The organism is Actinomadura sp. B10D3 (assembly GCF_039871695.1).
Lineage (GTDB): Bacteria > Actinomycetota > Actinomycetes > Streptosporangiales > Streptosporangiaceae > Spirillospora > Spirillospora madurae.
This window is the reverse complement of the sequence record NZ_JBDPLY010000054.1, coordinates 1-21891: the sequence shown is the minus strand read 5'-3', so window position 1 is coordinate 21891 and position 21891 is coordinate 1. Positions and strand designations below refer to the sequence as shown.

20 protein-coding genes are annotated in these 21891 nt (G+C 72.5%); 12 read left to right on the top strand and 8 right to left on the bottom strand.

Annotated elements, in window-relative coordinates; genetic code table 11:
• Positions 1 to 519: 519 nt before the first annotated feature.
• The gene (locus ABGB11_RS41475; protein WP_347641148.1) at positions 520 to 1008 is read right to left on the bottom strand and encodes a WYL domain-containing protein; all 489 of its coding nucleotides are present in this window, start codon (positions 1006 to 1008) and stop codon (positions 520 to 522) included.
• A 201-nt stretch (positions 1009 to 1209) separates the two neighbouring features.
• On the opposite strand from ABGB11_RS41475, the gene ABGB11_RS41470 reads away from it, so the two are divergent.
• The 8 genes from ABGB11_RS41470 to ABGB11_RS41435 all read left to right on the top strand — a co-directional run bounded on the left by ABGB11_RS41470 (position 1210) and on the right by ABGB11_RS41435 (position 11891).
• On the top strand, positions 1210 to 2460 hold the full coding sequence (locus ABGB11_RS41470; protein WP_347641147.1) for a hypothetical protein: 1251 nt from the start codon (positions 1210 to 1212) through the stop codon (positions 2458 to 2460).
• On the top strand, positions 2457 to 4823 hold the full coding sequence (locus tag ABGB11_RS41465; RefSeq protein WP_347641145.1) for a tetratricopeptide repeat protein: 2367 nt from the start codon (positions 2457 to 2459) through the stop codon (positions 4821 to 4823). The genes ABGB11_RS41470 and ABGB11_RS41465 overlap by 4 nt, the downstream gene beginning before the upstream one ends.
• A complete protein-coding gene (locus tag ABGB11_RS41460; RefSeq protein ID WP_347641144.1) occupies positions 4820 to 6079 on the top strand; it encodes a protein phosphatase 2C domain-containing protein in 1260 nt (419 codons plus the stop codon). Before ABGB11_RS41465 ends, ABGB11_RS41460 begins: the two co-directional genes overlap by 4 nt.
• Positions 6076 to 7410, top strand: a complete 1335-nt coding sequence (locus ABGB11_RS41455) for a VWA domain-containing protein (RefSeq protein ID WP_347641142.1) — start codon at positions 6076 to 6078, stop codon at positions 7408 to 7410. Before ABGB11_RS41460 ends, ABGB11_RS41455 begins: the two co-directional genes overlap by 4 nt.
• 2 nt (positions 7411 to 7412) lie before the next feature.
• Entirely contained in the window at positions 7413 to 8150 is a 738-nt protein-coding gene (locus ABGB11_RS41450; RefSeq protein WP_347641141.1) for an FHA domain-containing protein, read from the top strand.
• On the top strand, positions 8147 to 9661 hold the full coding sequence (locus tag ABGB11_RS41445; RefSeq protein ID WP_347641140.1) for a hypothetical protein: 1515 nt from the start codon (positions 8147 to 8149) through the stop codon (positions 9659 to 9661). Before ABGB11_RS41450 ends, ABGB11_RS41445 begins: the two co-directional genes overlap by 4 nt.
• Positions 9649 to 10503 (top strand): glutamate ABC transporter substrate-binding protein, encoded by an 855-nt coding sequence (locus ABGB11_RS41440; RefSeq protein WP_347641139.1) that lies wholly within the window; start codon positions 9649 to 9651, stop codon positions 10501 to 10503. Before ABGB11_RS41445 ends, ABGB11_RS41440 begins: the two co-directional genes overlap by 13 nt.
• 191 nt (positions 10504 to 10694) lie before the next feature.
• The gene (locus tag ABGB11_RS41435; protein ID WP_347641138.1) at positions 10695 to 11891 is read left to right on the top strand and encodes a hypothetical protein; all 1197 of its coding nucleotides are present in this window, start codon (positions 10695 to 10697) and stop codon (positions 11889 to 11891) included.
• Here the strand turns inward: ABGB11_RS41435 and ABGB11_RS41430 are convergent.
• The gene (locus tag ABGB11_RS41430; RefSeq protein WP_347641136.1) at positions 11852 to 12409 is read right to left on the bottom strand and encodes a hypothetical protein; all 558 of its coding nucleotides are present in this window, start codon (positions 12407 to 12409) and stop codon (positions 11852 to 11854) included. The genes ABGB11_RS41435 and ABGB11_RS41430 overlap by 40 nt on opposite strands.
• A 218-nt stretch (positions 12410 to 12627) precedes the next feature.
• Between ABGB11_RS41430 and ABGB11_RS41425 the strand changes: the two genes are divergently transcribed.
• Positions 12628 to 13128 carry a PH domain-containing protein gene (locus tag ABGB11_RS41425; RefSeq protein WP_347641150.1) on the top strand — a complete coding sequence of 167 codons (501 nt, stop codon included), beginning with the start codon at positions 12628 to 12630 and terminating at the stop codon, positions 13126 to 13128.
• A 1-nt stretch (position 13129) separates the two neighbouring features.
• On the opposite strand, the gene ABGB11_RS41420 is transcribed toward ABGB11_RS41425, so the two are convergent.
• Genes ABGB11_RS41420 through ABGB11_RS41395 form a run of 6 tightly spaced genes read right to left on the bottom strand, consistent with a single transcriptional unit; the run spans position 13130 to position 20138 of the window.
• Positions 13130 to 14563: an FAD-dependent oxidoreductase gene (locus ABGB11_RS41420; RefSeq protein ID WP_347641135.1), complete on the bottom strand. Its 1434-nt coding sequence runs from the start codon at positions 14561 to 14563 to the stop codon at positions 13130 to 13132.
• 30 nt (positions 14564 to 14593) lie between these two features.
• Positions 14594 to 15415 carry an ABC transporter permease gene (locus ABGB11_RS41415; protein ID WP_347641134.1) on the bottom strand — a complete coding sequence of 274 codons (822 nt, stop codon included), beginning with the start codon at positions 15413 to 15415 and terminating at the stop codon, positions 14594 to 14596.
• Positions 15412 to 16275, bottom strand: a complete 864-nt coding sequence (locus ABGB11_RS41410; RefSeq protein WP_347641133.1) for an ABC transporter permease — start codon at positions 16273 to 16275, stop codon at positions 15412 to 15414. The genes ABGB11_RS41415 and ABGB11_RS41410 overlap by 4 nt, the downstream gene beginning before the upstream one ends.
• Positions 16275 to 17519: a spermidine/putrescine ABC transporter substrate-binding protein gene (locus ABGB11_RS41405; protein ID WP_347641132.1), complete on the bottom strand. Its 1245-nt coding sequence runs from the start codon at positions 17517 to 17519 to the stop codon at positions 16275 to 16277. The genes ABGB11_RS41410 and ABGB11_RS41405 overlap by 1 nt, the downstream gene beginning before the upstream one ends.
• Positions 17516 to 18667, bottom strand: a complete 1152-nt coding sequence (locus tag ABGB11_RS41400) for an ABC transporter ATP-binding protein (protein ID WP_347641131.1) — start codon at positions 18665 to 18667, stop codon at positions 17516 to 17518. The genes ABGB11_RS41405 and ABGB11_RS41400 overlap by 4 nt, the downstream gene beginning before the upstream one ends.
• 37 nt (positions 18668 to 18704) lie before the next feature.
• Positions 18705 to 20138 carry a gamma-aminobutyraldehyde dehydrogenase gene (locus tag ABGB11_RS41395; RefSeq protein ID WP_347641130.1) on the bottom strand — a complete coding sequence of 478 codons (1434 nt, stop codon included), beginning with the start codon at positions 20136 to 20138 and terminating at the stop codon, positions 18705 to 18707.
• A 164-nt stretch (positions 20139 to 20302) separates the two neighbouring features.
• Here ABGB11_RS41395 and ABGB11_RS41390 point away from each other — a divergent pair, with 164 nt between their 5' ends.
• From ABGB11_RS41390 to ABGB11_RS41380, 3 genes are all read left to right on the top strand, one after another.
• Positions 20303 to 20764, top strand: coding sequence for an Lrp/AsnC family transcriptional regulator (locus ABGB11_RS41390; protein ID WP_347641128.1), 462 nt, complete (start codon positions 20303 to 20305; stop codon positions 20762 to 20764).
• Between the two features lie 95 nt (positions 20765 to 20859).
• Positions 20860 to 21117 carry a DUF1778 domain-containing protein gene (locus ABGB11_RS41385; protein WP_347641127.1) on the top strand — a complete coding sequence of 86 codons (258 nt, stop codon included), beginning with the start codon at positions 20860 to 20862 and terminating at the stop codon, positions 21115 to 21117.
• Between the two features lie 4 nt (positions 21118 to 21121).
• Positions 21122 to 21574 (top strand): NUDIX domain-containing protein, encoded by a 453-nt coding sequence (locus tag ABGB11_RS41380; protein WP_347641126.1) that lies wholly within the window; start codon positions 21122 to 21124, stop codon positions 21572 to 21574.
• The last annotated feature ends 317 nt before the right edge of the window (positions 21575 to 21891 follow it).

Genomic DNA, 21891 nt, shown 5'->3' with positions numbered 1-21891 from the left:
AACCGCCTCGTCGGCATCCTCCACGGATGCCTCAAGACCCGCACCCTCTACGACGAAGCAACCGCCTGGTCGCACCACACCCAATCCCACGCCGCTTGACACCCAAACGACATGGGGTGTCTGACCACAGCCCTCCGCCACGCGGGCTTCACCTACGACTCCAGACGCCGCCGCATCTCGATACGCGGCCACCGAACGATCGACCTGCCCTACCTCTACCTAGGCGCGGACGACCAAGCAGGCCCCAACTACACAGGCCAACCAGCCGTCCACTCCTTCTACGAACCCATGGGCTGATCCGGGACCACAAGATGTGGCCCCGGACCATGACCACCTACATCAGCCGCCACGACCACGCAACAACCTCAGTGGTTGCGATCGCGTCCGAAAACAGGTTCGAGCTTGCGAGAACCTGATCGCGCAGCGAGCCGCAAGGCGGGCCGGAGCGATGCCGGCGATCGCCCGCGGTGCCCGACGATGGAGGGCGCCCAGCGCCCGAAGGAGGAGGGATAAGGCGAACTAACGCTGCCAGGGCAAGTACCTTTCGGCGCGGCGGGGGCGGGCGAGGAGGCCGGTGGACTCGACGGCGAGGACGCGGTCGAAGCGGAAGGCGCGGACGCCGCGCCGCATGCGGCACCAGCCGACGAGGTACCAGTGGTCGCGGTGGACGAGGCAGGTGACGGGCTCGACCTCGCGGATCGTGACGTTGGCGCCGGCGTCGCCATAGCAGAGCCGGACGACGCGGTGCTCGGTGATGGCGGCGGCGATCACGCGGGCGCGGTCGGAGGTGGAGGCGTCCAGGGGCGCGGTGAGGGTGGCGAGCGTGGTGGTGACCACGTCGTCGTGGGGGGTGGCGTCGAGGAGGGTGTGCAGGGCGCGGCGCGCGGTGGTGGCCTGCGGGCCGGTGCCGAGGTGCGCGAGGGACAGCGCGAGGGCGGCGATCTCCGCCGCCGTGAGCGCGGCCGGCGCGGTGGGCGCGGTCTGGGGGTGCGTCGCAACGTTCGCCATGGTTCGATCATACGTTCGAACACTGACATTTTGGAGGTCGCGGCACCCCCCGGCCGAGTCTCGTGACGCACCGCGGACCGGACCGGGCGCATGATCGGCTGCACGCTTGAGAAGGCGACCGCACATGGGGAAAACTGAGGCACCGAAACGTGCTCTATTCGGGGGAATCAGGGGCGAACATGGGCCAAGCGTGGACCGGCGTTGAGTGACGCGCGCGTGAACCGGCCCCCGATGAGCCGGGACGAGGCGGACAGGATGCTCGCGCGCCTTCAGGACGAGAAGGAGCGCATCGGCGCCGCCCTGCTCGAACTGGAGGCCCATCAGGGCTACCAGCTGCTGGAGGGCGCGACGCTCACCGGGCGGACGCTGAGCGTGCAGTCCGACGTGCGTTCCCGCATTGCGTCCCTGTGGCTGCTGTTCGACCTGTACGGGCGCGTCCTCACCGAGGCCGCGGAACTGCGGGCCCGCCATGGCAAGCCGGGCCAGGCGCAGCTCGCGGAGCTGACCCGGCTCCTGGACGGGCCGTCGGTGGAGCTGCCCGCCCAGGAGGTGCCGCTGGAGCGGCGGACGCTGCTGTCCGCCCCGTCCGGCGAGCGGCTCACGCTCCGCGAGGCGGTCGACCGGATGACGCCGCTCTACGAGGAGGTCGCCCAGGCCGTCGCCGAGATCGACGGCGTCTGGTCGGCGCTGCTGTCCCGGCTGGCCGAGGTGGAGGCCGAGCGGCGCGCGGTCGAGGAGCTGCTGGCGTCCCTCGGCGGGGTGGACCCCGGCTTCGACAGGCTCCGCGGCGAGCTGGAGTCCGCGGCCGCCGTCGTGCGCGGCGACCCGATGGCGCTGGAACGGGACGGCCGCGCCGACACCGCGCGGCTGGACGAGATCTGCACCGCCCTCGCCGAGGTCCGCCGCGGCCTGGATGAGGCGCGGCGGCTGCGCGACGGGTTCGCCGACCGGATCCGCGGCGTCGCCGCCGTCCTGGACCGCCTGCGCGAGGCCGAGGCCGAGGCGCGGGCCGCCCATGACGAGGTGCTCGCCAAGATCGCGGCCCCGGCACCGCCCGAGCCGCCCGGTTCCCACGCCGCCCTCGCCGACCGGCTCGCCGCCGTCGCGCGGCCCCGGGAGGGCGCGGCGGCGCGCGGTGCGGGCTGGAACGACGTCGCCGAGCGGCTCGCCGACCTGGAGAGCGCGGCGGGCACGGCGCTGGAGCGGGCGCGCGAGGCCACCGCCCTCATCCGGGGCCTGCTGGACCGGCGCGAGGAGCTGCGCGGCCGGCTGCGGGCCTACCGGGTGAAGGCCGCGCGGCTCGGCCACGCCGAGGACCCCGACCTTGCCCGGATCTACGAGCAGGCCCGCGAGCTGCTGTGGACCTCCCCCTGCGACCTGCGGAAGGCGACCGTGGCGCTGACCGGCTACCAGCAGGCCATCACCTCGCGGGCGAAGGGAGCGGATCGATGAGCCAGTGCGCCCAGCCGGGCTGCGGCGGGACGATCGCGGACGGCTACTGCGACGTCTGCGGCAATCCCCCCGCGAGCGCCGCGCCGACCCCGGCGCCGGCCGCCGTGCCGAGCGTCCCGGAGCCGCGACCGCCCGCCGAAGGGCCGGAGAAGTGCCGCGAGGCCGGCTGCACCGGCACGATCATGGACGGCTACTGCGATGTGTGCGGCGCGCCGCCCGCGCACACCGCCCGCGTCCCGGCCACGTCCTCGCCGGGGACCTCCGGCACCACGGGGAGCACGGCGACCGGCAGCACCCGGACGGGCAGCACCCGCACCGGGTCGGCGCGCTCGTCCGGCCGCCGCGGGATGCTCGGCGCCGGGCTCGTCGAGGTGCCGCGCGTGCCCTACCGGGACCCGTCCAGCGCCGTACTGAGCAACCCGGAGGTCGCCGAGGCCAAACGGTACTGCAGCGGCTGCGGCGAACCCGTCGGCCGGAGCCGCGGCGACCGGCCGGGGCGGACGGAGGGCTTCTGCCCCAAGTGCGGCGCCCGCTTCTCCTTCACCCCGAAGCTCGTGCCCGGCGACCTCGTCGGCGGGCAGTACGGCGTGCTGGGCTGCCTCGCCCACGGCGGGCTCGGCTGGATCTACCTCGCGCAGGACAAGAACGTCAGCGACCGCTGGGTGGTGCTGAAGGGCCTGCTCGACAGCGGCGACGCCGACGCGATGGAGGCCGCGGCGGCCGAGCGCGCCTACCTGGCCGAGGTCGAGCACCCCAACATCGTCAAGATCTACAACTTCGTCCAGCACGACGGCGACGGCTACATCGTCATGGAGTACGTCGGCGGGCAGTCCCTCAAGGACATCCTGCTCCAGCAGCCGCTGCCGCCGGGCGAGAAGCACCTGCCGCTCGCTCAGGCGATCGCCTACGGCCTGGAGGTCCTGCGGGCGTTCGAGTACCTGCACGCGCAGGGCCTCGTCTACTGCGACTTCAAACCGGACAACGTCATCCAGTCCGAGGAGCAGCTCCGGCTGATCGACCTCGGCGGCGTCCGCCGGCTGGACGACCCGGACGGCGCCATCTACGGCACGGTCGGCTACCAGGCGCCCGAGATCGCCGACGACGGGCCGTCGATCTCGTCCGACCTGTACACGGTCGGCCGCGCCCTGGCCGTGCTGAGCTTCCCGTTCAAGGGCTACACGAGGACCTACGTCGACTCGCTCCCGCCGCGCTCGGAGGTCCCCGTCCTGCAGCGGTTCGAGTCCTACGACCGGCTGCTGCGCCGCGCGACGCACAAGGACCCGCGGGAGCGGTTCCAGGACGCGGCCGAGATGGCCGAGCAGCTCACCGGCGTGCTGCGCGAGGTCCTGGCGGCCGAGGACGGCACGCCGCGCCCCGCCCCGTCCGGGCTGTTCGGCGCGGAGCGGTTCACCTCGTCGATGGCGGGCGAGGCGCAGGAGGGGCCCGCGCTGCCGCCCGTCCCGCCGGAGGTGGCCGCGGCGGCGCTGCCGGTCCCGCTGGTGGACGGCGCCGACCCCGCCGCCGCGTTCGTGTCCGGGCTCGGCGCGCTGGAGCCCGCGCAGGCGGCCGAGGCGGCGGCGAACGCGCCGGAGCGCACGCCGGAGGTCAGGCTGACGCTCGCCCGCGTCAAGATCGAGCTGGGTGAGGCGGGCGAGGCGGACGCGCTGCTCGACGAGCTGGCCACCGAGCGTCCCGCGGACTGGCGGATCGGCTGGTACCGCGCGGTCGGGCTGCTCGCGCAGGGCCGGGTGGACGAGGCCGCGCCGCTGTTCGACCGGCTGTACGGGCTGCTGCCCGGCGAGCCCGCACCGAAGCTCGCCCTCGCCTACTGCCGCGAACGGTCCGATCCCGGCGAGGCCGTCCGCCTGTACGAGACCGTCTGGCGGACCGACCAGAGCTACATCAACGCGGCGTTCGGCCTGGCCCGCGTGCACCTGGCGGCGGGCGACCGGCGCGCGGCCGTCGCCGCCCTCGACTCGGTGCCGCGGATCTCGATCCGCCACGTGCCCGCGCAGGTGGCCGCGGTCGCGACCACGGTCCGCGGCCGCCCGCCCGCGGAGCTGTCGGCGGCCGAGCTGGTCGCCGCGGGCGACCGGCTCGCCGCCCTGGACCTGGACGGCGAGCGCCGCGACCGGCTCGCCGCCGAGGTGCTGGAGGCGGCGCTCGGCTGGCTGCTGGACGGCCCCGGCGCCGCGCCGGGCACGCACGGCGGCGCCCTGTTCGGCTCCCCCCTCACCGAGATCCCGCTCCGTCGGCTCCTGGAGCGGACCTACCGGGAGCTCGCGCGCCGCACCCGCGACCGGGACGAGTGCCGGCGGCTCGTCGACTCCGCCAACGCCGTACGCCCGAGGACGCTGCTGTGACCGACGACCGACCCGGGCCCGACGCGTCCGGCACCGACCACGCGAAGGCGGCGGAGCTGACGTGCCCCGCCTGCGGCGAGACCGTGTACCCCGAGGAGATCTTCTGCGAGGAGTGCGGGCACAAGCTGGCCGACGCCGCGCCCGCGCCGCCCACCGGGGAGGGACGTGCCGACGCGACGATCCGGCAGGAGTCGGCGCCCTCCGGGGGCCGGTCCCCTGCCGGCCCGTGCCCCGGCTGCGGCGGGACGGCGATCGACGCGGACGGCTACTGCGAGACGTGCGGGCTCCGCCAGCCCACCGAGCGCGACCACGTCGAGATCGAGCTGCCCGCGCACGGCGCCGGGAACGGCTCCCGCCCGGTCGTCGCGGCGGGCGCGAGCGACCGGGGCCGCCGCTACTCCCGCAACGAGGACGCGCTCGCCATCGCCGCCCACTCGGCCGGGATCGCGGCCGTCGTGTCCGACGGCGTCGGGTCGTCGCAGCGTCCCGACGAGGCCTCCCGCGCCGCCGCCGACACCGGCGCCGCCGAGCTGGTGGCGCGGCTGGACGCCGGCGAGGACCCCGAGGACGCCACCCGGCACGCCGCCCTGCGCGCCGCCGCGGCCGTCGCGGCGCTCTCCACGTCGCCGTCCGACGCGCCGTCGTGCACGTACGTGTCCGCGGTGACGCGCGGCCCGGCGGTCACCGTCGGCTGGATCGGCGACAGCCGCGCCTACTGGCTGTCCGCGGACGGCGCCGCCGAGGACGGGCCCGGCCCGGCCCCGGGCGAGGCGGACGAGGCCGAGGTCAGCACCGGCGACATGGCCGAGCTCGGGCCGTCCCGGCGGCTCACCGAGGACGACTCGTGGGCGGCGTTCATGGTCGCCGAGGGCTCGCTGTCCGAGGCCGAGGCGGAGGCGCACCCGAACGCGCACGTCATCACGGCGTGGCTCGGCGCCGACGCCGGGCAGGTCACCCCGCACGTCGCGACGTTCCGCCAGGCCGGCCCCGGGACGCTGCTGGTCTGCAGCGACGGCCTGTGGAACTACTTCCCGGCGGCCGGCGACCTGGCGGCGCTGCTGGGCGGCGGCGAGGACGGCGGCCCGGCGCACGACCCGGCGGCGGACCCCCTCGGCGCCGCGCGGACCCTCGTCCAGCACGCGCTGGACGCCGGCGGCCGCGACAACATCACGGTCGCGGTGATCCCGCTGCCCTCCCCGGGCACCGCCGGCGGCCGCATCCACGAGAGCACACCGCAGAGCACGGAGCCACGATGAGCGAGCAGCCGCAGTTCACCATCTCGATCGACCAGAACAAGTTCCTGCCCGAGGGCGGCCGCGAGGTGCACGCCATCGTGTCCGTCGAGGCGACCGCCGCGGAGGGCGCGCCCGTCCCGTCCTCGACGCGGGCGTCCGAGGTCATCATCATCGACACCTCGGGCTCGATGTCCTACCCGGAGACCAAGCTGCGCGCCGCCGTCGCGGCGGCACAGGTCGCGATCGACACGCTGCGCGACGGGGTGGAGTTCGCCGTCATCTCCGGCTCCAACATCGCCTCCATGGTGTACCCGCGGCAACCCGGGCTGGTGGCGGCGACGCCGGAGAGCCGGCAGGAGGCCAAGCAAGCCCTGGCCAGGCTCAAGGCGTCCGGCGGCACCGCGATCGGGTCGTGGCTGCGGCTCGCCGACCAGCTCTTCGACGACGTCCAGGGCGGCATCCGGCACGCGATCCTGCTCACCGACGGCAAGAACCAGCACGAGACGGCCGAGGAGCTCGACGCGGTCCTGTTCCGCTGCGGGGGCCGGTTCGTGTGCGACTGCCGCGGCGTCGGCACCGACTGGGAGGTCGCCGAGCTGCGGAAGGTCGCCTCGGCGCTGCTCGGGAGCGTCGGCATCGTCGCCGACCCCGCCGGCCTGGTCGCCGACTTCCGGGCGATGACGGAGGCGGCGATGGGCAAGTCGGTCGCCGACGTCGGGCTGCGGGTGTGGACGCCGCAGACGGCGAGCCTGCGGTTCGTCAAGCAGGTCACGCCGTCGGTGGAGGACCTGACCGGCAAGCGCGTCGAGTCGGCGCCGCAGGCGGGCGACTACCCGCTCGGCGCGTGGGGCGCCGAGTCCCGCGACTACCACATCTGCGTGAGCGTCCCGCCCGGCGAGGTCGGCAAGGAGCTGCGCGCCGCGTGGGTGAAGCTCGTCGTGCCGGGCGGGCCGGGCGAGGAGGCGCGGGTCGTCGCGTCCGCCAACGTCCTCGCCCAGTGGACCGACGACGAGGCCGAGTCCACCCGGATCAACCCGCGGGTGGCGCACTACACCGGGCAGGCCGAGCTGGCGTCGGCGATCCAGCAGGGCCTGCAGGCCCGCAAGGACGGCGACCTCGACACCGCGACCGCGCGGCTCGGCCGGGCCGTGGTCCTGGCCGACGAGGCGGGCAACGACGCGATCACCGCGATGCTGCGCAAGGTGGTGGACGTCGTCGACCCGGCGACCGGCACCGTCCGGCTGAAGCGCAACGTCGACAAGGCCGACGAGATGGAGCTGGACACCCGCTCCAGCAAGACCATCCGGACGCGCAAGGACGAGACCGTGACCACCAGGAGGGGCGAGGGCTGAGCATGGCGAGCTGTCCCAACGGACACACGTCGCAGTCGCCGGACTACTGCGACATCTGCGGCGAGCGCATCGGCGCCGCCTCCTCCGGCCCGTCCGCCGGAGGCCCGTCCCCCGGCGAGGCGCCGGGCGCCCCGTCCTCGCCCGGCGCGAGGCCGTGCCCCGACTGCGGGACGCCCGGCACCGACCGGTTCTGCGAGGCGTGCGGCTACGACTTCGCGACCGGCGGCGGCAAGCCGACGCCCGCCCCGCCGGTGCCGCCGCCTCCGGTGCCCGCCCCGCCGGCCCCCGCGCCGGCACCCCCGGCACCGGCGCCGCCCGCGCCCGGAGCGGTGTGGACGGCGGTCGTGACGGCGGACCGCGAGTACTACAACGCGATCATGGCGGAGGAGGGCCCCGACTCGGCGTCCCTGGCGTTCCCGCCCTACGCGCCCGAGCGGCGGATCCCGCTGACCGGGCGCCAGGTCCGGATCGGGCGGCGCAGCTCGTCGCAGCCGGCCCCGCCGGAGATCGACCTGCGGGAGCCGCCCGAGGACCCCGGCGTCTCCCACGTCCACGCGGTCCTGCTGGCGCGGCCGGACGGCGCCTGGACGCTGGTCGACCCCGGATCCACGAACCGGACCTGCGTGAACGGGTCCACCGACCCCATCCCCTTCAACGTGGAGATCCCGCTGTCCGAGGGCGACCGGATCCACGTGGGCGCCTGGACCACCATCACGCTCACCCGAGGCGAGGCGACATGACGGCCGTTCAGCATGCTCCGCGGGTGGGAGGCCCCGCCCCCGGCGGGCAGGCGCCGCCGCCCGCCCGGCGCGGCCCGGCGGGCCGCCTCCAGCCGCCCCCCGAGGCGCCGCCGGCCGGTGCCGCACGGCTGCTGCCGCGGACGGTCGCCGCCCGCGTCAGGACGCTGACGGCGCTCACCCTCGTCCTGCTGGTGGTGCTGCTCGGCGTGGCCTGGGCGGCGGTCTCCAACGCCCGCGAGGGCGTGCGGGTCATCGGGCACGACGCCGGCCCGCAGGTCGTCGCCACCGGCGACCTGTACTTCCAGCTCACCGACATGGACGCGCAACTCGCGAACGCGCTGCTGATCGGCGACGCGGCGGGCGGCGGGCGCGACCAGGCGCTCGCCCGCTACGACGAGAACCGCCGCAAGGCCGGCGACGCGCTGCTGAAGGCCGCCAAGCTCGCCGACGAGACGACCGAGAACAACACGGCCCGCGACCTCCTGGACGCCCTCGCCCGCTACGAGCGCCTCGCCGGGCAGGCGCTCCTGCTCGACCGGCAGACCCCGCACGCGTCCGGGCCGCCGTCCCAGCGGGTCATCGACCTGTACCGGCAGGCCACCGACCTGATGAAGCTGGACCTGCTGCCCAAGGCGTACAACCTGACGCTGGACAACGGCACCCTCGTCCGGCACACCTACGAGGACAAGCGGTCGGCGATCCTCATGGGGCGCACGGGGATCCTCATCACGGGCCTGGCCCTGCTGGCCGTGCTCGCCGGGTTCCAGCTGTACCTCGTGCGGCGGTTCCGCCGGCTGCTGAACCTGCCGCTCGCAGTGGCGACGCTCGGCACGCTCGTCCTGGTCGGCGCGGGCACGCTGATGCTCTCCGGCCAGGCCGACCACCTGCGCCAGGCCAAGGAGGAGGGCTTCGACTCCATCCTGGCGCTCTCGCGGACGCGCGCCATCAGCAACAGCGGAAACGCGGACGAGACCCGCTTCCTGCTCGACCCGGGACGGGCCGACGCGTACGAACAGGTCTACCTGAGCAAGTCGCAGACCGTCCTGTACCTGAAGGCCGGGAACCTGACCCAGTACAACGCGGCCGTGCAGAGGGACCTGTCGTTCGACCCCGGACGCGCGCCGTTCCTCGGCTTCCTCGGTACCGAGGCCAACCGGCCTGTGCAGTCGGCCGAGCAGAGGGCGCAGCTCACGACGATGATGAACAGGGTGCTCGGCGACTACCAGAAGGTCCAGGCGAACGACCGCCGGATGCGGGACCTCGTCCACGGCGACCAGCGCGACCAGGCCGTGGCCGGGCGGGCGTCGGCCGCCGCGGACTTCGCCCAGTACGACCGGTCCCTGCAGGGCCTCATCGGCATCCACCAGAAGGCGTTCGACGAGGCCGTCAAGGACGGCGACGGCGGGACCGGCGGCTGGTACGTGATCCTCCCGGTCGCCGGCCTCGTCATCGCCGTGCTCGTGCTCGCCGGGGCGCGCCCGCGGCTGGCGGAGTACCGGTGGTCGGCGTGAGGGCGCGGCGCCTGGCGGCGGCCCTGCTCGCCGCGGCGGCCGTCCTCGGCGCGGGGGCGGCGTGCGGGATCGCCGACGCCGGGGAGAGCCCGGTCGCCGGCAAGGACTCGCTGGTCATCGGCGTCAACGGCGACCAGCCGGGCCTGGGCGAACGGCAGGGCGACGGCTCCTACGCCGGCTTCGACATCGACATCGCGAAGGAGATCGCCCGGCGGCTCGGCGTCCCCGCCTCGAACGTGACGTTCCGGCGGGTCACGTCGGCGACGCGCGAGAAGGTGATCCAGGACGGCGACGTCGACCTGGTCGTGGCCAGCTACTCCGTCACGCCCGAACGCAAGGTGGACGTGTCGTTCGCCGGCCCGTACTACGTCGCGCACCAGGACATCCTCGTCCGCAAGTCCGACGCCGGGCAGATCCGCGGCATCGACGACCTGAAGGGGCGGCGGCTCTGCCGGGTGGCGGGGTCGGTGTCGTTCCCGCGCGTCCGCGACGAGCAGGGCGTCGCCGCGCTGCCGGTCGACGCGGACGGGTACGCCGGCTGCCTCACCCAGCTGACGGGCGGGCGGCTGGACGCGGTCTCCACCGACGACCTCATCCTCGCCGGCCTCGCGGCGAAGGCGTCCGGGAACGGCCGGGAGATCACGGTGGTCAACGCGCCGTTCACCGACGAGCCGTACGGCGTCGGGATACGCAAGGACGACGTGGACGGCTGCGAGGCGGTCAACAAGGCCATCACCGGGATGTACCAGGACGGCACAGCGCCGAAGCTGCTGAACAAATGGTTCCGAGCCTCCGGGCTGAAGCCGACCACGACGGTCCCGCAATTCGAGGGATGCGTCTGACCGGAGGCGGTCCCGGGAATTCGTCACCCACCGCAGGGAATGGATTACGGAATGGCACCGGAAGGGCAGGTGAGACCGGCCGGTCACTGAGATCAGTCGGTTACGTAAGTTACGGTCGACGCGCGTGATCGTAAGTTATGGTCGCGATCAAAACCCGATCCGGTAATCACCGTCACCCCCCGAGGAGTCCCATGACGACGGTCATCCTGGTGGTGATGTGCGTCGTGGTAGGGGCGCTCGAACTGTACGCGGGCAAGCAGAGCCGGGACCAGGCGAACGCCTTCCGCCGCCGGATCGACGAGCTGAACGACCAGGTCACGAAACAGAACAACGTGCTCGTCACCGTCGGCGAGCAGCTCACCGCCGAACTGTCGCGCGTCAAGCAGGACGTCCTCCCCGCGCTCGACAACCGGCTCCGGCAGAACACCGGGCAGGTGGAGGAGCTGGCGGGCCTCGTCCACCAGGCGGACGACTACCTGCGCACGCAGGCGAGCCGGCTGCACGAGCTGGAGCAGCAGCGGATCACGCTGGCCGCGCTGCGCCGCAAGCTCGGCGAGGTCGAGACGTCGGTGCGGGCCGTCACCCGGACGGGCGGCGAGGCCGTCGAGGGCAAGGTCGACGCCGCCCTCGGCCGGCTGGCCGACCTGGAGCGCGGCGGCGAGGAGATCCTGGAGCTGCAGCGCGCCCTCACCCGCACCCTGGAGGACGTCGAGGACGTCGTCGCCGAACTGCTCCAGTTCACCGAGGGCGAGCTCGACGACACCGTCACCGCGGCGCTCACCGGCCGCCCCCGCGCCCACGGCGACGCCGTCACCGCCACCGGCCGGCTGTGGACGCGCGACGACCAGCTGGAGGACATCCTCTGCGAGATGTACGAGCGGTGCGTGCGCGCGAGCCGGCTGAACGTCCGGTTCCGCACCGCCGAAGGCCCGGACGGCCCGGACCCCGGCTCCCCGGAGCGCCGCCGCTACTTCCTCGGCGGCCACGCCAGCGAGGACCTCGCGGGCGTGTTCAGCGCGCTGCTCATCTCGGCGGGCGCCGACCTGCCCTCCAACGGCCTGGCGAACGGCGGGGGCAGGCGTGGCCTCGCGCGGGTCGAGCCGGGCGTCCCGTCAGGGGTCGACCCGGTGCGCCCGCCGGAGGACGAGGCGGCGCTCCAGGCCCTGCTGCGGACGCTGTCGGAGTGCACGGGCGCCGTCGCGCAGATCGGCCCCCTCATGGCCGTCCGGACGCGGGACGAGCTGCTGTGCGCGGTGCTGACGGCCGCGCAGTCGCTGGAGCTGGAGAGCGACGAGGTGTTCTGGGACCCGGCCGCCGCGAGCGTCCGGCTGCGCCGGCTGCCGTCCCATCAGCTGTGGGACCTCACCGGCTGGGCGACGGCCCCGTAAGCACGCACGGTCCGCTCCCCCGGCCCTCCGATGCGCACGTACAGGGGGCAGCTCAGGGCGCGCGTCGCCGGATCGACCTCGGCGCACAGCCCGATCCCGGCGGCGCGGTCGAGGAACACCGCGTTCTCCACCGCCCGCGCCCCGCGGACCGCGTACGGGACGGAGTCGGCGTCGCCGGTCTCGAAGAGCTCCTCGAACGTCAGCCGGCGCGCGAACCGCATCAGCACCTCGGCGTCCACGACGCGGCTGCCGATCGCCGCGGCCGGGCCCGCGACGACGATGCCGAAGCTCGGGTTCTCCCGGCCGCGGACGTAGATCTCCCGGTCGGGCTCCAGGCCCTTGCGGCGGCCGGTGATCTGGACGCCGAACCCGGCGTCGCCGTTCAGGTAGGCGGGCGGGCCGAACCCGGGCGGCGCCGTCCCGTTCCGGACGCGCACGGCTCCCGCGGGCATCTCCCAGCCGGGCAGGTACACCCCGAGCCCGCGCAGCAGCAGGCGCCAGATGGGACGTCCGGTCACATCGGGCGCGAACTCCCCGCGCGGCCCCCTCGCCCCCCGCGAACCTTCGGCGTCGCCGTCCATGGCGTCCATCATCGGTGTGCGGATCTTGCTCCCACAAGGCCCCGCGCGGGCACCAGAGCCCTTACCGCGCCGCCCCTGCATCGTCCCGGCCGGGTCGGCTACGGTTGGACCAACCGGATCATGACGAGGACTCCGCCGTGAATCTGCAGGACATGATGGTGCACCGCGACACCTCGTCGCGGACCGTCGACAAGTATCTGATGTCCTACGAGGGACGTGTCATCGCCGTGCGCCGGCACCCGGCCGTCTTGCTGCTGCCCGTCTCCGTCGTCGTCGCCGGGCTCGTCGCGTGCGCCGCGATCAGCGCGGTCGGCGGGCTGATCTGGGTCTGGTGGCTGTGGCTGCTCACCCTGGGCTACCTGGTCTGGAAGGTGATCGCCTGGTCGGTGGAGTTCTTCCTGGTCACCGAGCACCGGGTGATGGTGATCAACGGGGTGCTCAACCGCAACGTCGCGATGATGCCGCTGGCCAAGGTCACCGACATCGCGCTGAACCGCTCCGTGATCGGCCAGCTGCTCGGCTACGGGGAGTTCGTGATGGAGTCCGCGGGCCAGAAGCAGGCGCTCCGCAACGTCGACCACATGCCGTACCCGGAGCAGCTGTACCTGGAGGTCTCGTCCGTCATCTTCGGCACGATCGACCAGTCCCCGGACTGACCTAGGAGTCGAAGCCGAGGCCCATGCGGTCGAGGGTGCGGAGCCAGAGGCCGCGGCGCCCGGCGTTGCGGTCCGCGCGGGCGATCTCGCGGCGGGTCAGCTCGATGACGCCGTAGCGGAGCGGCTCCGGCGGGAACGGGACCGGCTTCGAACGCACCATCCTCAGCCGCGTCCGCTCGGTCTCCTCGCCGGGGGCCAGGCCGACGCCCAGCAGGTCGAGCATCACGTCCGCGCCGAACCGGGTGGCTCCGACGCCGAGGCCGGTGTAGCCCGCCGCGTACGCGAGCCGGCCGTCGCAGGCCGTCCCGTAGAAGGCGCAGAAGCGGGTGCACGTGTCGATGACGCCGCCCCAGGCGTTGGTGAAGCGGATGCCTTCGAGCTGCGGGAACGTGGTGAAGAAGTTCCGGGCCAGGGTCGCGTGGGTCGCGGGGCGGCGTTCGAGGCCGGGACGCATCCCGTTGCCGAAGTGGTAGACGGCGTCGTAGCCGCCCCACAGGATCCGGTCGTCGGCGGTCAGCCTGTAGTAGTGGAACCGGTTGGCGCTGTCTCCCAGGCCCTGCCGGTGACGCCAGCCGATCGCCTCGCGCTGCCCGGCGGTGAGCGGCTCGGTCACGAGGGCGTAGTCGTACACGGGGACGACGAAGCCGCGCAGGCGCCGCAGGATCGGCGGGTGGGCGCCGGTGCCGAGCGCGACGCGCCGGGCCGTCACCGTCCCGCCCGCCGGGCGGCCGTCCGCGGTGGCCGCGCAGGTCAGCGTCAGCCGCCGGGCGTCCGAGCGCAGCCGCGTGACGCGGGTGCGCTCGTACACGCGGACGCCGAGGGACCGGCACGCGTCCGCCAGCCCCCAGGCGAGCTTGGCGGGGTGCACCATCGCGACGGCGTCGCGGTCCCACAGGCCGGCGAGGTACGTGGGCGAGTCGACCTCGGCGCGGACGGCCTCCGGGCCGAGCAGGATCGGCTCCCAGCCGTACTCGTACGCCTTCTCCGCCGCCTCTTCCAGCGCGGGCACCTGCCACTCCTCCGTGGCGACGCTCATCTCCCCGGACGCCTCCCACTCGGCGTCGATGCCGTACCGGGCCAGCGTCCTCGCGATGGCGCGGAGGTTGTCCCAGCCGAGGCGTTCGAGCGTGTGCATGTCGTCCGGCCAGCGTCCGAGGCCGTTCTCCAGCCCGTGGGTGAGGCTGGCGGCGCAGAACCCGCCGTTGCGCCCGGACGCGGCGGCGCCGATCCGGCCGCCCTCCAGCACGACGACGTCGAGCGACGGGTCGCGCTCCTTGGCGAGCAGGGCCGTCCACAGGCCGCTGTACCCGCCGCCGACGACGGCGAGGTCGCACGCCTGCGCGCCGGTCAGCGCGGGACCCGCCTCCGGGCGGCCCGGGTCCTGGAGCCAGAACGGCTCCGGGACGGCGTCGGCCAGCGCCCTCGTCACGTCCATGTCCGTCCCCCGATCATGCGCGCGTCCCCGTCAGCGGGACGCCCGGACGCTGCGCCGCGCCGACACGACCGCGATCACGACGCCGGCCGCGAAGATGAGCGTCCCCATCACGTTGACCTGCGGCGGCGTGCCCGTCCTGGTGGAACCGTAGATCCACAGCGGGAACGTGACGGTGGCGCCGCTGGTGAAGTTGGTGATGACGAAGTCGTCGATGGACAGCACGAACGCCAGCAGCGCCCCCGCGATCACTCCGGGCATGATCATCGGCAGCGTGACGAGGCGGAACCGCGTCCACGGCCCCGCGCCGAGGTCCTGCGCCGCCTCCTCCACGGCCGGGTCGAGGCCGACGACCCGGGCCCGGACCGTCACGGCCACGAACGCGATCGAGAACATCACGTGCGCGACGAGGATCGTCAGGTACCCGCGCGGCAGGTTGAACGTGACGAACATCGACAGCAGCGACGCGCCCATCACGATCTCCGGGCAGGAGATCGCCATGAACAGCAGCAGGTTCGTCGAGCCCTTGCCGCGGAACCGGTACCGGCCGAGCGCGAGCCCCGCGAACGTCCCGATGACCGTGGTGATGAGCGTGCTGAGCAGCGCGATCGTCAGCGAGTTGACCACGGCGGTGGTGAGGTCGCTCTTGTCGAACAGCTGCGCGTACCACTTCAGCGTGAAGCCCTGCCACTGGAAGTTCTGCTTGCTCCGGGTGTCGTTGAACCCGAACAGGATCATGACCGCGATCGGCAGGATCAGCCAGGCGATCAGCACCAGCGTGTAGACGTGCAGGCCGGAGATCCGCCGGCGGCGCGGCGCGCGCCGCCGCTGCGGGGCCTTCGTGAGGACCGTCATCGCCTCGCCGCCTCCAGGACGTCCTGCGTGCCGAGCGTGCGCGCGTAGGCGAAGATGCCGACGAGCAGGATCGCCATCAGCACGAACGACAGCGCGGACGCCGTCGGGTACGCGCTGTTGTTGAAGTACTCGGTCTGGATGATGTTGCCGATCATCGTGTTCTGCGGGCCGCCGAGCACCTCGGCGTTGACGTAGTCCGACGACACCGGCACGAACGTCATGATCACGCCGGCGAAGACGCCGGGCAGCGACAGCGGCAGGATGACCCGCGCGAACGCCTGGAGGCGGCTCGCGTACAGGTCGTAGGCGGCCTCGACCACGCGCGGGTCGATGCGCTCCAGCGCCACGTAGATCGGCAGCACCATGAACGGCAGGAAGTTGTAGGTGAGCCCCGACACCACCGCGACGCCCGTGTCGAGGACGTGGAAGCCGTCCGGCAGGACCCCGTGGTCGCGCAGCGGCCCGAGGATCGGCCCGTTGTCGGTGAGGACGAGCTTCCACGACACCGTCCGCAGGATGAACGAGACGAAGTACGGAAGCAGCAGCAGGAACAGGTACGTCGACTTGTGCCGCCCACCGCGGAACGCGATCCAGTACGCGGCCGGGTAGGCGATCGCGATGCACGCGACCGTCGCGAGCAGCCCGTACCAGAGCGACCGGACGAACTTGTCGCCGTAGGTGCTCAGGCCGTTGGTGTAGTTCTGCCAGTGGAACGTCTGCCGGAACCCGTCGATGAGGTTCCCCGTCTGCAGTGACAGGGACACCATCAGCACCATCGGGACGAGGAAGAACGCCGCCAGCCACAGCCCGCTCGGCAGCATCATCAGGTACGGCGCGAGCCGTCCCCGGCCCCGCGCCATCACGACCCCTTGGAGATGGGCTCGAAGATCTTCTGGTACTCGGCCTCCTCGGCCTGGGTGAGCCGCCGGTAGTGCCGCAGCCGGGCCAGGTCGGCCTCCGACGGGAACACCAGCGGGCTCGTGCTCAGCCGGGTCAGGTCCTTCTTCTCGTCCCCGGTGGCCTTCGCCGCGTGCTGCGTGATGATCTGCTGGGTGGACGGGATCGGCGGCATGTAGTTGATGAACTCGGTGAGCGGCGCGTTGTTCTCCGGGACGTACAGCCAGTCCATGAGCGTCAGCGCGTCCACCGGGTTGTCGGCGGTCTTCGGGATGCACAGGTTGTCGGTCCAGATCGTGCCGCCCTCCTTGGGCACCACGAACTTCACGTCCGGGCTCGTCAGGCTGTAGACGTCACCGGACCACGCCATCGTCATCCACACGTCGCCCTTGCTCACGGCGTCGACGTAGTCCTGCGTGTAGTACTTGCGGACGATGCCCTGGTCGCGCTGCTCGCGGAGCTTGGCGGCGGCCTTCTCCCAGTCGGCCTTCGTCGACTTCTCCGGGTCGATGCCGAGCAGGAACATCCCGAAGTTCCCGAGCTCCTGCGAGTCGCCCATCATCCCGACCCGGCCCTTGTACTTGGCGTCGAACAGCTGCGCGATGCTGGTGATCTCCTCCTTCACGTACTTGGTGTTGTACGCGATGCCGGTGACGCCCGACTCGTAGGGGATCGTGAACGCGTTGCCGGGGTCGTAGGACGGGTTCTTGTACGCCTCCCCCGCATTCGCCTGGAAGTTCTTCAGCTTCGACAGGTCGAGCGGCGCGAGGTAGCCGAGCTGGCGGCACTGCTCCAGCTGGATGCCGTTCGTCATGACCATCAGGTCGAAGCCGATGGACTGGCCCGCCGCGAGCGGCGCCTGGATCTTGCCGAACCACGGGCCCATCTCCTGGATGACCTCCTTGTAGGTCACCTGGATGCCCGTCTCCTTCTCGAACGCCTTGATGGTCGCCCGGTCGTCCTGCATGTAGCCCGGCCAGTTCGCCCAGTTGAGCTTGCCGTTCTTCGCCTTGCCCGCCCAGTACTTCTGGACGTCGCTCTGGCTGACCTTCTCCTTGCCGCCCTGCCCCTTGACGCCGCACGCCGACAGGGCGAGGCCGGCGCCCGCGGCGCCCATCAGCCGCAGCACGTCGCGGCGGGCCGGGTGGGAACGCGCCAGGCGCGGCCGGGTGAGTCCGCGCAGGAATGCGGGGTCGATCTGGCTCACTGGGGGGCTCCTATGGCGTACGAGTGGCGCGGGTCCCACGACAGCCAGACACCGTCGCCGCGCACGGCGATGTCGTCGGCGGACGTGACGTTCTGCAGGAAGACGACGACGTCGGCCCCGGCAGAGGTGGTCACGTTGTAGTTCGTCGACGTCCCGAGGTACACGACCTCGGTCACGGTCCCCCGGACCCTGCACAGGCCCTCGCCCGGCTTGTCCGGCCCGATGCCGATCTTCTCGGGGCGGACGGTCAGCTCCAGGCGCTCGCCGGCGGCGACGTCCAGGCCGTTCCGCACCGGGACCTCGATCCGGCCGTCCGGGCCGTGCGACAGCACGGCGGTGCCCTGCCCCGTCTCGGCGACCTCCCCGCCGAGCAGGTTCGACGTCCCGATGAACCCGGCGACGAACCGCGTCGCGGGGTGCTCGTAGATCTCCCGCGGCGTCCCGAGCTGCTCGACCAGCCCGTCGTTCATGACGGCGATGCGGTCCGACATCGTCAGCGCCTCGCCCTGGTCGTGCGTCACGTACACGAACGTGACGCCGACATCCCGCTGGATCCGCTTCAGCTCGACCTGCATCGCCTGGCGGAGCTTCAGGTCGAGGGCGCCGAGCGGCTCGTCCAGCAGCAGGGCCCTCGGCCGGTTCACCAGCGCGCGGGCCAGCGCGACGCGCTGCTGCTGGCCGCCGGACAACTCGGCGGGACGGCGCCGCTCCCGTCCCGCCAAGTCGACGATGTCCAGCATCTCCCCCACCCGGCGCGTGATGTCCGCCTTCGGGACGCCGCGCCGGCGCAGGCCGAACGCGACGTTCTCGAAGACGCTCATGTGCGGGAACAGCGCGTACGACTGGAACACCATGTTCACGTCGCGCCGGTTGGGGGGCACGCCCGTGACGTCCTGCCCGTGCAGCCGGACCTCGCCCGCCGTCGGCTCCTCGAAGCCGGCGATGACGCGCATGGTCGTCGTCTTGCCGCAGCCGGACGGCCCGAGCAGGGAGAAGAACTCCCCCTGCGCGATCGCCAGGTCGACACCGCGCACCGCCGCGACGGTCTCGCCGTAGGCGTGGTACGCCTTCTCGACACCCGTGAGCTCGATGGCGGGAACGGCGCGACCCGGGTCGTCGCGCGCCATGGCGGGTTCGGTCTCGGTCATGGGCGGGGCTTCCTTCACGGGCCTCGGTCGGCGGCGGTCAGCCGCCGATGTAGTGCATGACGTGCTTGACGCGGGTGTAGTCCTCGATTCCGTACATCGACATGTCCTTGCCGTAGCCGGAGTGCTTGAAGCCGCCGTGCGGCATCTCCGACACCAGCGGGATGTGGGTGTTGACCCAGACGGCGCCGAAGTCCAGCGCCTTGCTCATCCGCATGGCCCGCCCGTGGTTCTGCGTCCACACGCTCGCGGCCAGGCCGTACCTCACGCCGTTGGCCCACTCGACGGCCTGCTGCTCGTCCGAGAAGCTCTGGACGGTGATGACGGGGCCGAACACCTCGTTCTGCACCATCTCGTCGTCCTGCCTGAGCCCGCCGACGACGGTCGGCGCGAAGAAGTAGCCGCCGTCGCCGACCCGCTCGCCGCCGGTCAGGACCTTCGCGTGGCTGGGCGCCCGCTCGATGAAGCCCTGGACGCGCTCCAGCTGGCTCGCGCTGTTCACCGGCCCGTAGAAGGCGTCGGTGTTGCTGGGCGGCCCGACCACCGTCCCCTTGGCGGCCTCGGTGAGCGCCTCGGTGAAGTCGTCGTGCAGCCGGTCGGCGACCAGGACGCGCGTCGCCGCCGTGCAGTCCTGGCCCGCGTTGAAGTATCCGGCCTCGGCGATGCCCGTCGCCGCGGCCTCGACGTCGGCGTCGTCGAACACGACGACCGGCGCCTTGCCGCCCAGCTCCAGGTGGACGCGCTTGAGGTCCTTCGCCGCGGACGCCGCGACCTCCATGCCGGCCCGCACGCTCCCGGTGATCGACACCATCTGCGGCGTCGGGTGCTCCACCAGCGCGCGCCCGGTGTCGCGGTCCCCGCAGATCACGTTGAAGACGCCCGGCGGCAGGAACTCCGCGGCGATCTCCGCCAGCATCAGCGTGCTCGCCGGCGTCGTCTCCGACGGCTTCAGCACCACCGTGTTCCCCGTCGACAGGGCCGGCCCGATCTTCCAGACCGCCATCATCATCGGGTAGTTCCAGGGCGTCACCTGGGCGCAGACCCCGACCGGCTCCCGCCTGATCGAGGACGTGTGGTCCGCCATGTACTCGCCGGACGCCCTGCCCTCCAGGACACGGGACGCGCCGGCGAAGAACCGGAGGTTGTCCACCATGGGCGGCACCTCCTCGTCCAGGGTCATCTGGAGGGGCTTGCCGGTGTCCCGGCTCTCCGCCTTGACGAGCTCCTCCGCGCGCGCCTCCACCGCGTCCGCGAACCGGAGCATCGCGAGGCTCCGCTCGCCCGGCGTGGCGTCGCGCCAGGCGGGGAACGCCTCGGAGGCCGCGCGGAACGCGGCGTCGACGTCCTCGGCGCCGGACACGGGCGCCTGCGCGTACGTCTCGCCGGTACTCGGGTCGACCACCTCCAGGGTCCGCCCGTCCTTGGCGTCCACGTACTCGCCGCCGATAAAGTTGCGCAGCCGATCGCCGCTCATCCTCAGGTCCCTCCTGGGCACCGTCGCCCGTTGTGTCCTGTTGGCCCGACCCTGACAGAGGATCCAGCCCAACACAAGTGATTCCGTTGTTACGATCCAGTTTCACGACTAATTCACTTGACCCAGAGGCCTCACACCCTCGATGTCGCAGCTAGGAGACCACGATGGCCCGCGCCGCCCACGTCCAGCTGGACGAGACAGCCAAGCAGATCATCGAACAGCTCCAGCAGGACGGCCGCCGCTCCTACGCCGCCATCGGCAAGGCCGTCGGCCTCTCCGAGGCGGCGGTCCGCCAGCGCGTCCAGAAGCTCCTCGACACCGGCGTCATGCAGATCGTCGGCGTCACCGACCCGCTCATGCTCGGGTTCAACCGGCAGATGATGATCGGCGTCAAGTGCGAGGGCGACCTGGAGAAGATCGCCGACGAGCTGGCCGACGTGCCGGAGATCGACTACGTCGTGATCACCGCCGGCTCGTTCGACATCCTCCTGGAGCTCGTCTGCGAGGACGACGAGCGCCTCCTGGAACTGCTCGGCCGCATCCGCGCCGTCCCCGGCGTCGTCTCGACCGAAAGCTTCGTCTACCTCAAACTGCGCAAACAGACCTACTCCTGGGGAACCCGCTGACTCCACCTGACACCCGGCGATTCTCGTCCTCTGTGGGGATGTCCTGGCTACACCTCGCGGCGTACTTTGAAAAGCCGCAAGGAAGGAGACCGGCCATGTCTGAGTCGGTTCGCCAGGACCTTCCCGCCGCCTGGGGCCACGACCACATCGCCCTCCCCGCGTCCGCCGACCAGCTCCTCGTCATCCGCAAGGCCGCCGAGCTGGCCGGCTGGACGGTCAGCGACTACGTCCTCTCCACCGTCCTCGACCGAGCGGAACGCGACCTCCACATCCACGCCGCAGCCCAGGAGGCCGCAGCCCCGCCCCCCGACCCGACCGCCCCTTTCGTAGCCCTCCTAGCGGCCCTCGGCTGACGCGATGCCCTTGGCCCGGGACGGCGACGGCAACCTGCTGCTGGCCTTCCTCCCGCCCGCGGCCCCACCGGCGGACGCCCCGATGCCCGCCGCCCTCGCCGTGGTCCGTCACGGCCGCCACCTGCTGCTGGTCTTCAACCGGCACCGAGCCCACTGGGAACTCCCCGGCGGCCTGATCGACCCGGGCGAAACCCCCTACGAGGCGGCCGTCCGGGAACTCCGCGAAGAGAGCGGCCTCCACCTGCCCACGCTCACCCTCGCCGGCTACGGCCGCTTCCACCTCGTAAGACCATCCCGCGACGAGTACGCCGCCCTGTACACCGCTGAGACGACGTCCCGCCACATCGCCTTCAGTCCCAACGAGGAGATCAGCGCGATCCGCTGGTGGGACACCACCAGCCCGCATCCCCCGGACGCCCAGATCCTCGACACGACCCTGGCCCGCGCGGCCCTATGACCGGAGCACACCGGCAAGGCGCGCGGCGTACTCGGCGGCCTCGGCTTCGGACTCGTACTTCTGCCGCGGCCAGAAGAATCCCCTCAGCCCGTCCTTCCGGTTCCGTGGCACCACATGCACATGCAGATGCGGGACGCTCTGGCTGACCCGGTTGTTCATGGCGACGAACGACCCCGCGGCCCCCAGCCCCCAGGGACCCGGCAAAGTCGTGAAAAGAGGGTGTGACCTGGGGTTGTCGTTCATGTGGTCTGGAGCAGTGTGACGGTGCGTTGCGGGTCGCGGGCGTGGTGCCGGTTGGCAGCGGCGATGTTGTCGTG

Bases quoted from the DNA above. Each gene is read 5' to 3' on its own strand.
- ABGB11_RS41475 (WP_347641148.1), bottom strand. From the start codon at position 1,008: ATGGCGAACGTTGCGACGCACCCCCAGACCGCGCCCACCGCGCCGGCC.
- ABGB11_RS41465 (WP_347641145.1), top strand. From the start codon at position 2,457: ATGAGCCAGTGCGCCCAGCCGGGCTGCGGCGGGACGATCGCGGACGGC.
- ABGB11_RS41455 (WP_347641142.1), top strand. From the start codon at position 6,076: ATGAGCGAGCAGCCGCAGTTCACCATCTCGATCGACCAGAACAAGTTC.
- ABGB11_RS41450 (WP_347641141.1), top strand. From the start codon at position 7,413: ATGGCGAGCTGTCCCAACGGACACACGTCGCAGTCGCCGGACTACTGC.
- ABGB11_RS41445 (WP_347641140.1), top strand. From the start codon at position 8,147: ATGACGGCCGTTCAGCATGCTCCGCGGGTGGGAGGCCCCGCCCCCGGC.
- ABGB11_RS41435 (WP_347641138.1), top strand. From the start codon at position 10,695: ATGACGACGGTCATCCTGGTGGTGATGTGCGTCGTGGTAGGGGCGCTC.
- ABGB11_RS41425 (WP_347641150.1), top strand. From the start codon at position 12,628: ATGGTGCACCGCGACACCTCGTCGCGGACCGTCGACAAGTATCTGATG.
- ABGB11_RS41420 (WP_347641135.1), bottom strand. From the start codon at position 14,563: ATGGACGTGACGAGGGCGCTGGCCGACGCCGTCCCGGAGCCGTTCTGG.
- ABGB11_RS41415 (WP_347641134.1), bottom strand. From the start codon at position 15,415: ATGACGGTCCTCACGAAGGCCCCGCAGCGGCGGCGCGCGCCGCGCCGC.
- ABGB11_RS41410 (WP_347641133.1), bottom strand. From the start codon at position 16,275: ATGGCGCGGGGCCGGGGACGGCTCGCGCCGTACCTGATGATGCTGCCG.
- ABGB11_RS41400 (WP_347641131.1), bottom strand. From the start codon at position 18,667: ATGACCGAGACCGAACCCGCCATGGCGCGCGACGACCCGGGTCGCGCC.
- ABGB11_RS41395 (WP_347641130.1), bottom strand. From the start codon at position 20,138: ATGAGCGGCGATCGGCTGCGCAACTTTATCGGCGGCGAGTACGTGGAC.
- ABGB11_RS41390 (WP_347641128.1), top strand. From the start codon at position 20,303: ATGGCCCGCGCCGCCCACGTCCAGCTGGACGAGACAGCCAAGCAGATC.
- ABGB11_RS41385 (WP_347641127.1), top strand. From the start codon at position 20,860: ATGTCTGAGTCGGTTCGCCAGGACCTTCCCGCCGCCTGGGGCCACGAC.
- ABGB11_RS41380 (WP_347641126.1), top strand. From the start codon at position 21,122: ATGCCCTTGGCCCGGGACGGCGACGGCAACCTGCTGCTGGCCTTCCTC.